General features: G+C 43.7%; 13 protein-coding genes, 4 tRNA genes, 1 pseudogene and 1 other annotated feature. Of the genes and pseudogenes, 14 read left to right on the top strand and 4 right to left on the bottom strand.

Translation table 11 applies throughout. The features are described 5' to 3' along the window. Window positions 1–18 precede the first annotated feature (18 nt). Together JMF81_RS05120 and yihA are read left to right on the top strand one after the other, a co-directional pair. Complete coding sequence (locus JMF81_RS05120) at window positions 19–789, top strand: polysaccharide deacetylase family protein (protein ID WP_201310376.1); 771 nt, start codon at window positions 19–21, stop codon at window positions 787–789. A gap of 143 nt (window positions 790–932) precedes the next feature. Next, on the top strand, window positions 933–1,532 hold the full coding sequence (gene yihA, locus JMF81_RS05125; protein WP_201310377.1) for a ribosome biogenesis GTP-binding protein YihA/YsxC: 600 nt from the start codon (window positions 933–935) through the stop codon (window positions 1,530–1,532). Here yihA and JMF81_RS05130 read toward each other — a convergent pair. Next, on the bottom strand, window positions 1,529–2,062 hold the full coding sequence (locus tag JMF81_RS05130) for a DUF4364 family protein (protein WP_201310378.1): 534 nt from the start codon (window positions 2,060–2,062) through the stop codon (window positions 1,529–1,531). The two genes, yihA and JMF81_RS05130, sit on opposite strands and share 4 nt — an antisense overlap. A 198-nt stretch (window positions 2,063–2,260) precedes the next feature. Next, a pseudogene (locus JMF81_RS16885) lies at window positions 2,261–2,608 on the bottom strand (IS110 family transposase); the annotation flags it as partial. Between the two features lie 427 nt (window positions 2,609–3,035). On the opposite strand from JMF81_RS16885, the gene JMF81_RS05140 reads away from it, so the two are divergent. Genes JMF81_RS05140 through spoVAE form a run of 5 tightly spaced genes read left to right on the top strand, consistent with a single transcriptional unit; the run spans window position 3,036 to window position 5,909 of the window. Continuing rightward, entirely contained in the window at window positions 3,036–3,659 is a 624-nt protein-coding gene (locus tag JMF81_RS05140; RefSeq protein ID WP_201310379.1) for a stage V sporulation protein AA, read from the top strand. Beyond that, window positions 3,646–4,059 (top strand): stage V sporulation protein AB, encoded by a 414-nt coding sequence (locus tag JMF81_RS05145; RefSeq protein WP_201310380.1) that lies wholly within the window; start codon window positions 3,646–3,648, stop codon window positions 4,057–4,059. Before JMF81_RS05140 ends, JMF81_RS05145 begins: the two co-directional genes overlap by 14 nt. 15 nt (window positions 4,060–4,074) lie before the next feature. Continuing rightward, window positions 4,075–4,539, top strand: coding sequence for a stage V sporulation protein AC (gene spoVAC / locus JMF81_RS05150; protein WP_201310381.1), 465 nt, complete (start codon window positions 4,075–4,077; stop codon window positions 4,537–4,539). After that, a complete protein-coding gene (gene spoVAD, locus JMF81_RS05155; protein ID WP_201310382.1) occupies window positions 4,536–5,552 on the top strand; it encodes a stage V sporulation protein AD in 1,017 nt (338 codons plus the stop codon). The genes spoVAC and spoVAD overlap by 4 nt, the downstream gene beginning before the upstream one ends. Then, window positions 5,553–5,909 carry a stage V sporulation protein AE gene (gene spoVAE / locus JMF81_RS05160; RefSeq protein ID WP_201310383.1) on the top strand — a complete coding sequence of 119 codons (357 nt, stop codon included), beginning with the start codon at window positions 5,553–5,555 and terminating at the stop codon, window positions 5,907–5,909. 43 nt (window positions 5,910–5,952) lie between these two features. Here the strand turns inward: spoVAE and JMF81_RS05165 are convergent, their stop codons facing one another. Further along, window positions 5,953–8,496, bottom strand: a complete 2,544-nt coding sequence (locus JMF81_RS05165; RefSeq protein ID WP_201310384.1) for a transglycosylase domain-containing protein — start codon at window positions 8,494–8,496, stop codon at window positions 5,953–5,955. A 92-nt stretch (window positions 8,497–8,588) separates the two neighbouring features. Between JMF81_RS05165 and JMF81_RS05170 the strand changes: the two genes are divergently transcribed. Then, window positions 8,589–8,891, top strand: a complete 303-nt coding sequence (locus JMF81_RS05170) for a DUF6514 family protein (protein WP_201310385.1) — start codon at window positions 8,589–8,591, stop codon at window positions 8,889–8,891. Beyond that, on the top strand, window positions 8,872–9,528 hold the full coding sequence (locus JMF81_RS05175) for a YigZ family protein (protein WP_201310386.1): 657 nt from the start codon (window positions 8,872–8,874) through the stop codon (window positions 9,526–9,528). Before JMF81_RS05170 ends, JMF81_RS05175 begins: the two co-directional genes overlap by 20 nt. A gap of 78 nt (window positions 9,529–9,606) precedes the next feature. Here the strand turns inward: JMF81_RS05175 and JMF81_RS05180 are convergent, their stop codons facing one another. Then, entirely contained in the window at window positions 9,607–11,265 is a 1,659-nt protein-coding gene (locus JMF81_RS05180; RefSeq protein ID WP_243282543.1) for a 2-isopropylmalate synthase, read from the bottom strand. A 152-nt stretch (window positions 11,266–11,417) separates the two neighbouring features. Beyond that, window positions 11,418–11,663, bottom strand: a binding site (T-box leader). A gap of 126 nt (window positions 11,664–11,789) precedes the next feature. Here JMF81_RS05180 and JMF81_RS05185 point away from each other — a divergent pair. From JMF81_RS05185 to JMF81_RS05205, 5 genes are all read left to right on the top strand, one after another. Then, complete coding sequence (locus JMF81_RS05185; RefSeq protein WP_201310388.1) at window positions 11,790–12,188, top strand: hypothetical protein; 399 nt, start codon at window positions 11,790–11,792, stop codon at window positions 12,186–12,188. 44 nt (window positions 12,189–12,232) lie between these two features. Further along, window positions 12,233–12,303: transfer RNA gene (locus JMF81_RS05190), tRNA-Gln, on the top strand. Between the two features lie 4 nt (window positions 12,304–12,307). Next, window positions 12,308–12,380: transfer RNA gene (locus JMF81_RS05195), tRNA-Lys, on the top strand. A gap of 79 nt (window positions 12,381–12,459) precedes the next feature. Then, a tRNA-Gln gene (locus tag JMF81_RS05200) sits at window positions 12,460–12,530 on the top strand. Between the two features lie 4 nt (window positions 12,531–12,534). Further along, window positions 12,535–12,607: transfer RNA gene (locus JMF81_RS05205), tRNA-Lys, on the top strand. Window positions 12,608–12,684: the final 77 nt, after the last annotated feature.

Consider the following 12,684-nt stretch of genomic DNA (forward strand, 5'->3'; position numbering starts at 1 on the left):
TAAAAGTGAGGGATAAGAATGAGAAAAAGAATCATGGCGTCCATATGCCTTCTTCTGATGGCGGCAGGGTTTTTATATCAGCTCAGCTGCGAAAAGGCAGATCCTCTTGGAATTGCAAGTCAGACGGAGGGGGAAGGAGGTCTGCTGGCGAACAATGCAATGAACAAAAAGAAAGTGTATCTGACTTTTGATGACGGACCATCGGATCATACAGGAGAAATTTTGGATATCTTAAAGAAAAATAATGTAAAAGCGACTTTTTTTGTAGTTGGAAAAGAGACAGAGCAGGCGAAAAAAAGTTATCAGCGGATTGTACTGGAAGGTCATACCCTGGCCATGCATTCTTACAGTCACAATTATGATCAGATTTATTCTTCTGTGGAAGCTTTTGCAAAAGATCTGAAACATCTGCAGAATTATCTTTATGAGATAACGGAAATCAAACCGGTGATCTACCGGTTTCCGGGCGGAAGCAGCAATTCCTGTGTGAAAGATATTACGCCTTATATTCGTTTTGTCGAAAGTCAGGGGTGGCTGTACTTTGACTGGAACGCCCAGAGTGGAGATGCGCTGGATTTTAATACCAGCGCGGCAAAATTAAATCAGAACATCCTGAAAAGCGTAAGACAGCAGGATGTCAGCGTTGTGCTGATGCATGATCTGCATGAGGCAGATAACACGGTGAAAGGGCTGGACAGCCTGATCAAAACTTTGAAACAGGAGGGATATCAGATTCTGCCGATCACAAAAAATACAAAACAGATTCATCATGTATCAATTGACAAATAAGACCGGGTCACGTAGAATATCTTTTTAAGAAAAGATTCCGGGACGGCTTGTCTGAAAAAGGAAATATCCCTGGTTTCCGGCAGAAAATCATATTCTGCCGGAGCTGATATATGATGTGACTGATTTTACGTAAGGAGAAGAAAATGATAATAAAAAGTGTGAATCTAGAAACGGTATGCGGAGTTACCAGCAGACTTCCGGAGAATAAGCTTCCGGAAATTGCTTTTGCAGGGAAATCCAATGTGGGAAAATCTTCCCTGATCAATGCCCTGATGAACCGTAAATCCTATGCCAGGATTTCTGCCCAGCCGGGAAAAACCCAGACGATCAACTATTATAATATCAATGAGGAACTGTATTATGTGGATCTTCCCGGATACGGCTATGCAAAAGTGACAGAAAAAGTAAAAGAACAGTGGGGCCATATGATTGAAAATTATCTTCAGACTTCCAGACAGCTGAAGCTGGTGTTCCTTTTGATTGACATCCGGCATAAACCGTCCAAAAATGACGTCATGATGTATGACTGGATTTTACATAATGGATATCAGCCGGTGATCATTGCCACAAAGCTGGATAAATTAAAGCGAAGCCAGGTGGCAAAACATCTGAAGGAAATCCGCACAGAACTTCATATGGACCGGGAAGTCCCGATGTTTCCGTTTTCTGCCGTGTCAAAACAGGGAAGAGATGAAATATGGGATTTTATAGAAAAAAATATCCTAGGCGGAATGCCGGCCTAGGATTCGGTATCATCAAATAATAATTTCTGTATCAGTGCAGAATACACATCAGAATGCATCTGTTCCCAGTGATCGCAGATATGGACAGCCTGTTCTCTTGAAACAACGTTTAGGTTTAATTCAAGAAGCAGGGTGTCTTTTTCTTTGATCTTTAAATGGACGGTGTATTCATCTCTCTTGGCTGGGAAAAAGTCTGCTTCCAGATCGGTTTCCCTGCGCAGCTCATATTCTTTTTCATCCAGAAACTGAGAAATATCTTCCTTGATCGAATTTGGAATCTGATATTCAAACATGCTGATTGCCTCAGCCCCTTCTTCTGTCAGATAATAATGACTCATGTTGCGGATGGTTTTTATGCGAAGCATCTCTTCTTCTTCCAGTTCATGAAAAGCACGCTGCACATTAAAATAATTCGTGTAGCCTTTGTCAATGATGAATTCTGAAATCTGAGAATTGCTCAATGGAAAATCCACTTTTTGAATTAGATATAAGATCATTAATTTATATAGAGTTAACTGATTATTTTCCATGCCGAACCTCCTGAATGCTGTTTCAATCATAACATTTATGTCCTTTTCTTGCAACTTATGAATGAAATAGAGGAAACTGCAAATAATAATGCCGAGGTGATAGTGTGAAAGAAAGTAGAGGACAGCCGAAAAATGGCATACTGAAATAAGCTATTAAAAAATAGCTATTTGAAACATAGTTGATTTTGTTTAGATACGCTAAGAAGTAAGCTGGGACTCTTTTATAAGTCCCCCGGCAATCAAAAGTTTCATAGCCTGCTTGACAGCCTTTTCCTTTTGGTTGTTTTTCAAAGGTTCAGGCATATCAATCTTGTAAAGGCCGGCCGGGTTTTAGGTATCTCCCGCAGACAGCATATGGCAGATAGATGTGAGGATCATCCGGGCGGCCGCAATGATGGCACGTTTCTTACCACGGCGTTTCATGATGCGTTCATATGGGGCTTTGTAATAAGGAGATTTGTTGGATTTCACGGCTGCATGGGCAGCTTGCATCAATGCAGGTTTGAGGCAGATGCCGGCACGTGTGATCCGAACAAATTTCTTCTTAAACGAACGAAGCAGTCTGAACAGATTCCCGATCCATTTGGAATCCTTGGTATCATCCTTATTTCCTTTGTTAAAACAATTCTTAGGGTACGGTCTTGGAGAGCCGCTTATTTATGCTTGAAAGGTGAAACTTACACTGATTAATATGCTGTCTAAAACGAGAGAGTTTTTACGGCTCACCTCCCCGTGCTTTGTAGTATAGCTTATCGCTTTTAGTATAGGGCAGAACGTGGAGGAAGTCGAAACTTTCATTACTATTTGTGCCGCCAGCGGAAAGGCGGCGGAATGGAGATTAATATGAGAAAATATCAATGGATGATATGGGCGGCACTGATCCTGCTTCTTCTGGCAGGAACCTTGCTGCTGGCGGACAGACAAAAACGACAGATAGAGGATGGTACATTTGTGTTAGAAAGGACTTGGAACGATGAAAGTATATATCAAGGCAGAGGAAAGTGTGTGCGTCAATCATGCGCAGGTATATCTTTGTGATGTACTGTCGCTGTATTGCTCCGATTATGAGACAGGAGAGAAATTGAAGAAAGTCAGGCTTTATCATTTTCCGTCCAGGGAGAAACAGAGAAAAATTTTTTCTGTATTAAAGGTTGTCGAGAAGATAAAGGAAGAGGACAGTCAGATAGAAGTGGTCAACATGGGACCGGAAGATTTTGTTGTAAGTTATGAGCAGAAAAAAGAGGAAAAGAGATGGATAACTGCGGGAAAGATTATTTTTGTATGTCTGGTTGCCTTTTTTGGAGCCAGTTTTTCCATTATGTCCTACAACACAGATGTAGGCATCCAGGAACTGTTTTCCAATGTATATGGACTGATTATGGGGAAAGCGCCGGACGGTCCCAACATCCTGCATTTTTCCTATACCGCAGGGCTGGCAGCCGGGATCATCTTATTTTTTAATCATGCAGGCAAATTCAAGATCAGCGATGACCCGACGCCTTTTGAAGTACAGATGCGTTTGTATGAAAAAGATGTCAATAATACACTGATGATCGATGCCGGCCGGGAGAAGGTGGAAGAAGATGTGGATACGTAATCTGTTCCTGACCGTATATGGATTGTCTGCAGGCGCTCTGACTGCAGCGGGATTCCTGGCATTTCTGAGTATGATCGGAATCATACCAAGGCTTGCGGCAATGACAAAATCCATAAAATATGCAAGGCTCTACGAAGATTTTATTGCACTGGGAGGCGTTGCAGGAACAGCGGTTTTTTTGTACCGGATAAAAATTCCGCTGGGATATCCGATGCTTCTGATCTTTGGATTGTTTGGAGGGATTTTTATTGGGTGTCTGATTGGAGCCCTGGCGGAAGTCTTAAAAAGTCTTCCGATTTTTTCCAGGAGGATTGCCCTGCAAAAGGGAATCGCCAGTGTGATCTATGCCTTGGCGCTGGGCAAGATGTTAGGATGTTATCTTCAATTTTATTTATTTTAACCAAGGAGGGAAGACATGAAAAAGGAACCAAGTAAAGAACAATACAGTCAGATGGTAGAAGAAATGACGCCAAAACATAACAGTCTGAAAAATTGTCTGAAAGCCTTTCTGGTAGGAGGACTTTTCTGCATTCTTGGGGAATGGATCAAGCAGATGCTGATGAATCAGTGGAATATGGAAAAAAAGGATGCGCTGCTTTATGTTACCATCGGGCTGGTATTACTCAGCGTAATTCTGACTGGATGGAATCTGTATGGAAAGATTACGAAATTTGGAGGAGCCGGCGGTCTGGTTCCGATTACCGGATTTGCCAATTCTGTTGCTTCTCCGGCGATTGAATATCAGAAAGAAGGCCAGGTCTTTGGAATTGGAGTAAAGATTTTCACAATTGCAGGGCCTGTGATTCTGTATGGAATTTTTTCTTCTTTTGCAGCGGGAGTTATTTATCTGGCGGCAAAACAATGGGGGTGGATTGGATGAAAACGATGAAAGGAAAACAGAGTATTGAGTTTGATCATCCGCCATATCTTCTCGGATGGTCATCTGTAGTGGCGGACAAAGAAGGAAAAGGGCCGCTGGGAAATCGTTTTGATCAGGTGATAGAAGATCCTCTGTTCGGAGAGGAAACCTGGGAGATGGCAGAAGGGCGTTTTATGAAACAGGCGGCTATGCTGGCGATTCAGAAAGCCGGATTGAGCACCAGTGATATCAGATATGTGTTTGCAGGAGATCTGCTGGAGCAAAATACCGCGACTTCTTATGGCATTAAAGATCTGGATCTGCCGCTGTTTGGTCTGTTCGGGGCGTGTTCCACTGTAGGCGAAGCTTTGTCCCTTGCAGCAATGACAGTGGCCGGGGGCTTTGCACAGCAGGTGCTTGCTACTGCGTCCAGTCATATTGGGACAGCGGAAAAGCAGTTTCGTTTTCCTTTGGAGTATGGAAATCAAAGACCGCTGTCTGCAACATGGACTGTAACAGGCGCAGGCGCTTTTATCGTTTCGGAACAAAAAAGTCCGATAAAAATCCGGGGAATCACCACCGGAAAGATTGTGGATTATGGAATGAAAGATCCAATGAACATGGGGGCGTGCATGGCTCCGGCAGCCGCCCAGGTGATTTATCAGCATTTTCAGGATTATTCTGTATCTCCAAAGGATTATGATGCGATTTATACGGGAGATCTGGGAGAAGTGGGCAGGCAGATCCTGATTCGGCTGCTTCAGGAAAATGGCTATGATATCTCGGACGTCCATGGTGACTGCGGTCTGGAAGTATATGAAAATGAGAAACAGGATACCCATTCCGGTGGATCCGGGTGCGCCTGCAGCGCAGTGGTTTTATCTGCTCTTTTAATCCGGAAGCTTCTTCAGGGAGACTGGAATCGTATCTTGTTTGTGCCGACAGGAGCTTTGATGTCAAAGACAAGTTTTAATGAAGGAGAAAGTGTGACCGGCATTGCTCACGCAATTCTTCTGGAAAGAGAGGAAGGGTAGATGGAATATGTCAGAGCGTTTTTGGTTGGCGGACTGATCTGTGTTCTGGTGCAGATCCTGCTGGATCACACAAAACTTCAGCCGGGGCGGGTCATGGTCATCCTTGTGATTGCCGGAGTTATTCTGGGAGCTTTGGGAATATATGAAAAGATAGAGAAATTTGGCGGATGCGGAGCAACCGTGCCGCTGTCGGGCTTTGGGTACAATCTCTGGAAGGGGATGAAAGAGGCTGTAGATCAGCATGGATTTCTGGGGCTCTTTGAAGGAGGATTTACTGCAGCTTCTGTGGGCACCTCTGCGGCTTTGATTTTTTCTTATCTGGCCTCTCTGATTTTCCAGCCGAAAATGAAAGAATAAAGAGAAACCTCTGCGGGCTTGCCTGGCAGAGGTTTCTCTTTGATTATTTTGTGTGAATATGACAGGTCTCCGTCTGATATTCTTCAGGAAGAAGATACGGGGAGTCATCTGTCTCACCACGGGCGTTTTTCTGACGGACAATGTAAACTTTGCGGATTCTGTCATCTGCAGGACAATTTGAAGATGCCGGTTCATTGGATTCCCGGCATAATTCCACAGCGACATGAGTATCACAGGTCTGTGTCGGAACAGTACCTTCAGCAAAGTATTCGGTTGTTACCATACTGCCTCTTGGGTCATGATCGCATACTCCCGGAATGGCCAGTTTTCCGGATTTCTTACAAATCTGAGCCGTAGTGATGCCGTCCGGCTTGTCAAAGTCGGCAGGTTTTTCTTTTTTTGTTTTAATGATTTGATCCATAATGTCGGCCCACATTTTCTTATGAAGTTCCTTGGAATCAAACTTGGTGTTCAGGTCATATCCCATCCAGACAGACATGGTATGATACGGAGTATATCCGCTGAACCAGTAATCTGTGCGGTCTGAGGTCGTGCCGCTTTTGCCTGCCACGGCCATATCGGAAGACAGCTGGGCATCGGTGCCTGTACCGTCGGTTATAACATCTTTCATGGCGTCAGTTAACAGGAAAGATGTCGTTTTTTTCATGACTTTTTTTCCGGAAGTATCGCTGCTTAGAAGCACATTTCCGCTCTGATCCACAACTTTGGTATAAAGCTTAGGCTCGTAATAGGTGCCTCCATTGGCAATGGAAGCAAAGGCGTTGGTCAGTTCCAGGTTGGTAACGCCGTTGGTCAGCCCGCCAAGAGATAAAGACTGGTGGATATCTGTGCTGGTCGTTCCGTCGTCCAGCTCTTTGTCATCAACCAGAGTATCAAATCCGAGATCCAGAAGGTATTCATAAGACTTCTGCGGAGTTACATCGGCAATAGTTTTTGCGGCTATGATGTTCATAGAATCAGAGATTGCTTCTCTGATCGTGGAGTATCCGCGGTAGCCGTTATAAAAGTTCCGGATCGGGCGGTTAGTATCCAGGTAATTGTAAGGAGCGTCATCGTATACCGTCGCCAGTGTCATGCCTGCGGAATCAAGAGCCGGCAGGAAGGTAGAGAGAATCTTAAAATTAGATCCAGGCTGCCGCTGCAGGGCGGTGGCGCGGTCAGAACGAAGGCTGGATGATGTATCGCCTCTTCCTCCGATCAGAGCTTCTACTTCACCGGATGACTGGTTGATGATCGTAATAGAGACCTGAGGCTGGATTGGTGTGGAAATATATTCTCCAACGATCACAGCGCCTGAGTCTTCTATGGATTTTTTGAATTTTGATGCCATGGATTTCGCTTCGCTGGCATTGGAAAAGATCAGGGAATCTCCCAGATGATTTTCCTTCATATAATTTAATACATTGCTTTCAGAATATGTTACATCATTTCCGCTGGTATCACGTGTACTCAGACTGTAGATCAAAGAAGCCCGGGAGCCGGAAGGGAAATACGCGTCATTTCCGGCTGCCTGATCAGCAATTTTCTGAATCTCGGTATCCTGAGTGGAGTATATCTTCAGACCGCCGCTGTAAACTGCATTGTAAGCCTTCGTCTCGTCATATCCCAGCTGGTCCTTCAGATCGTGTACAACCTGGAGGATCAATGCATCTTCAAAATAAGAATGAGACTGGGTTTCGGAAGAGGCGTTGTTGGCGTTCTTGCTGATGCGTTCGTAAACGTCATCACGGACCGCTTTTCTGTAGTCGCTTTGTGTGATATAATGTTGTTCCAACATCTTTTTTAAAACGATCAGCCGTCTGGAAGCATTGTTCTCCGGATGCGTGATCGGATTATAACGGGATGGGTTTTCCGTAATGGCAGCGAGGACAGCGCATTCTGACAGTGTCAGATCAGAAGCTTTTTTGTTAAAGTACTTCTGGGCTGCGGCCTGCACGCCAAGGGTTCCCTCTCCGAGATTGATCGTATTGAGATATTCTTCCAGTATGAATTCTTTGGAAGCAATATTCTCCAGTTCCAGAGAAAGAGACTGCTCTTTTATCTTTCGTTCAATCCGCTCGATCAGAGTCTTTTCGGATTGAATTCCCAGTACATTATTTTTTATAAGCTGCTGCGTCAAAGTAGTGCCCCCTTGGAAGCTGGATTTATTTTTTATACCAAGGAAGGTAGCGCGCACAATGCCATACAGGTCAATTCCGTTATGTGAATAGAATCTTTCATCTTCAATTGCAATAAATGCATTCTGCAGGTTCTGCGGCATTTCGGACAGAGGGGTATCGATTTTATGGGAATCATTGTTGGAAAGTGTTTTAATCTTTGTGCCATTGTTGTCATAAATGGTTGTAATATGCCCTTTTGAATGGACGGATTCTTTCGTAATCTGCGGTGTGGTTTTTAAAACTCCGCGGACGAAACCAATCGACAGACCGAGAAATGCCGCGATCAGAGCTATAGATATGATCAGAATGTATTTAAAGAGAAAAAGAGAAATTTTGGAATGTCTCCGGATCTGACGGGAGGACAGATTATTTCTTTTTTTCATTACATTGTTTTTGGTATATTTCATAAGAAACCTCCTGCCTGCTATTATATCAGATAACAATGTGCAAATAAAGATGAAAAAGATAAAGGAAATCAGCAAAAAGAAGGAGGGAATTTATGAAAACAAAGAAAATAGAAGGAAGACGGATTTTTTTAGATGACAAGGCAAGGGAAAATGTAGTATCCTATTATCTGATGGAAGATCAGGTAAAAGGAATTTATGGTGTCGCGGTAGAAAGACACCGGGAGAATACGGATGTGATCGAATGGGATGAGGTGCCGTATCTTTCTGATTCAAGAGAGGATGCCGAAAAAGCGGCAAAACGCCTGATGGAATACAAAGTAACACCGGTTTCTTTGGCGGAAGCGGTTGATACGATTATGTGGATGGAGGAGAAAGATGACGGGACAGTCATATAAGATCGTCTACAAAGGCGGAGAAGCAGAGATAACAGAAAAAAAATCACGATTTATTGCCCATGTGGCGCCGGCAGAGACAGAGGAAGAAGCTCTGGCGTTTATTGAGGAGATCAGAAAAAAATACTGGGACGCCAGACATAACTGCACGGCCTATAGTGTGGGAATTCAGCAGCCGGTTCTTCGCTGCAGTGATGACGGAGAGCCCAGCAAGACCGCGGGGATGCCGATGATGGAAGTGATCCAGGGGGAAGAACTGCATAATATCGTTGTGGTGGTGACCAGATATTTTGGAGGGACGCTTCTTGGAACCGGAGGACTGATCCGTGCTTATACAAAGAGCGCTCAGGAGGGAATCAGAAATTCTCAGATTATCACCAAACATCCTGGGCAGAGAATGAAAGTAAAATGTGATTATACTTCATCAGGGAAAATTCAGTACATTACAGCGTCAGAGCATATACCGGTGCTGAATGTGGAATATACAGATGAGGTGGAATTTGATCTGATGGTGCCGGAAGAGCAGGTGAAGAGAATCAAAAAACAGTGTATGGAGGTTTCCGGCGGCAAGGCTTTGATCAAAGATCTGGAAAAGGCATATTTTGCAGAAATTGACGGTGAGATAAAAGTATTTTCATAGGCCGCAGGCGCGCGGCTTTCCTGAAACAGTGAAAAAGGGTCCTGCATCATTTCGATGCAGGACCCTTTTTGGATCAAATTAGATGTTCAGGCGGTTTACGGCGCTGATCAGTGCAAGAACGGAAGCAGTGATGATATCTTCATGAATTCCTGCGCCCCAGGTAATGCTGCCATTTGGCTCCTGGACTGCGACATAAGCGCAGGCCTGGGAATTTGAACCGACATTTAAAGCATGTTCCTGATAGGTAACGATGGAATAGTTCATATCACTGTGTCTCTTTAAGGCATTGCTGACTGCGTCAAGACGTCCGTTTCCTTTTCCGTGATATAATTTTGGAACGCCTGCTTTATCAAGAGAAATCTCAGCTTCGATTCCTCCGTCTTTCTGTACGAAGTGAACTTCTTTCAGACGATAAGGGGAATCAATATTAACATATACTTTTTTGAATACTTTCAGGATATCGCGTGGAACCAGTTCCTGATGGCGTTTGTCAGAGACATCTTTTACTGTATATCCGACATCTTCTCTCATCTTTCCAGGAATATGGAAACCAAAATTTTCTTCCAGGACATAACTGATGCCGCCCTTGCCGGACTGGCTGTTGATGCGGATCACATCGCTTTCGTATTCGCGTCCCACATCTTTTGGATCGATCGGAAGATAAGGAATGTCCCAATGTTCCGGATTTTTTTCTTCTCTCCAGTGCATTCCTTTGGCAATGGCATCCTGATGAGAACCGGAGAATGCGGCAAATACCAGTTTGCCGGAATAAGGCTGACGTTCGTATACTTTCATTCTGGTAAGACGCTCATAAGTCTCTGTCAGTTCCGGAAGGTTGGAGAAATCAAGTTTTGGATCCACTCCGTGAGTATACATATTCAGTGCAAGGGTAATAATATCTACGTTGCCGGTACGTTCTCCGTTTCCAAATAACGTGCCTTCCACACGGTCTGCTCCTGCCAGAAGAGCCAGTTCTGTATCTGCAATGCCGCATCCGCGGTCATTGTGCGGATGAAGGGATAAGATAACGTTGTCACGGTATTTCATGTGCTTGCTCATATATTCAATCTGGCTGGCATATACATGAGGCAGAGATAATTCCACCGTAACCGGAAGATTGATGATAACTTTCCAGTCTGGTCTTGGCTGCCAGATATCCAGGACAGCGTTGCAGACGTCCAGAGCGTAATCAACTTCTGTGCCGGTAAAGCTTTCCGGAGAATATTCAAACTGGAAATTTCCATCTGTCTCATCGGCAAGGCGTTTTAACAATTCGGCTCCGTCAGTGGCGATCTTCATGATCTCTTCTTTGGATTTCTTGAATACCTGTTCTCTCTGAGCAACAGAAGTAGAATTATATACATGAACGATTGCTTTCTTTGCGCCTTCCAAAGCGGCAAAGGTCTTTTTGATGATATGTTCCCTTGCCTGAGTTAAAACCTGGATTGTAACATCGTCCGGGATCAGATCCTGTTCGATCAATGTACGAAGGAAAGTATATTCTGTTTCAGAAGCGGCAGGGAAACCAACCTCGATTTCCTTAAAACCGACTTTTACAAGCTGTTTAAAAAATTCAATTTTTTCATCCAGACTCATCGGGATGATCAGAGCCTGGTTGCCGTCTCTTAAATCAACGCTGCACCAGGATGGCGCTTTTGTGATATATTCTTTGGAAGCCCAGTCAAGACAGGTCTCCGGCGGCATAAAATATTGTCTTTGATATTTTTTTGGATTCATCAATGGAATCTCTCCTTTCTGATTATTTATGCAATCGATGATGGCAAAACAGCAGATATTCAGTCATTCAGAATGTGATATGAAATATTGTGTGATCCATCAGCAGTCAGAACAGTTTGGCAAAAAAAAACTTCGAATCTATTCCTTCACAGGATAGAGACGAAGATAATTCCGCGGTACCACTCTAATTCGCACCCGAAAGATGCGCGCTTATCACTGATACGGGCTGATCATCAGCCGATATCGCTCCATGATAACGGTTGGAATCCGGCAATGCCTACTGTTAGTTCAACATGCTACTCAAAGGCGAGTTCAAATATGGTCAACAACTGCTTCACACCAGCCAGCAGCTCTCTGAATGTCTAAAATATTCTACTGCTCCTCATCAATGTATTTGGATTAATTACGTTAATGACAATCTATCATACTTCATTGTATGTTGTCAACCGGAAAAATATGAAAATATTCTTTTTTCCGAAAACAATCTGTGATAAGGTAAGAAAAAAAGAAATCAGGAAGAGCGTATGAAATTTTGGAATTATTTAAAAAAACAGGAGGATTCTCCGGAATATCGGGAAGCAAAACAAAGAATCATGAAACTCCACGACCCGGAAAAAAATATGGCTTACATTGAATGGATGAGCCGGCTGGAAAAAGAAACAGGAGAAATGCAGGTAGAATTTGTTCATGGCAGTCTGAAAACAGGAGAGGAGATCTGTTTTTATGACTGCTGCGGAAAAGAAAGCGGCAGGGCTGTCATAGCAGAGTTATATGTAGGAAAAAATGAAGACTTTTCTGAAACTTCTGAAAGCGGAGAAAAAGGAAGGATTGTCTTTAAGGAAAAAGAAGAAGAATCCGGAGAATTTTGGAGGAGTCAGTATGTCTGTGAAGAAAAAAATAAAAAAATTGAAAAAAAGTGTTGACATATCTTATATCTCCATGGTAGTATAAATGAGCTGTCAAGCGATGGGGTATCGCCAAGTGGTAAGGCCCAGGATTCTGACTCCTGTACCGCTGGTTCGAATCCAGCTACCCCAGGTTTGGGTGTGTAGCTCAGGTGGTAGAGCACTTGACTTTTAATCAAGTTGTCCGGGGTTCGAATCCCCGCACGCTCACTGGATTGTAAGATCCGAAAAAAATAAGTTGACATGAATATCTGCTTATGATATAATACAAAAGTTGTGACATGATTAATGGGGTATCGCCAAGTGGTAAGGCCCAGGATTCTGACTCCTGTACCGCTGGTTCGAATCCAGCTACCCCAGTTTCGGGTGTGTAGCTCAGGTGGTAGAGCACTTGACTTTTAATCAAGTTGTCCGGGGTTCGAATCCCCGCACGCTCAGGCAAAGGCTGTGGTACTGATGACAGACATCGGTATTGTGGCTTTTTTTTCTTTAAAAAATAAATCCTGCAGGAATC

It is taken from the genome of Anaerostipes butyraticus (assembly GCF_016586355.1).
Classification (GTDB): Bacteria; Bacillota; Clostridia; order Lachnospirales; family Lachnospiraceae; genus Anaerostipes; species Anaerostipes butyraticus.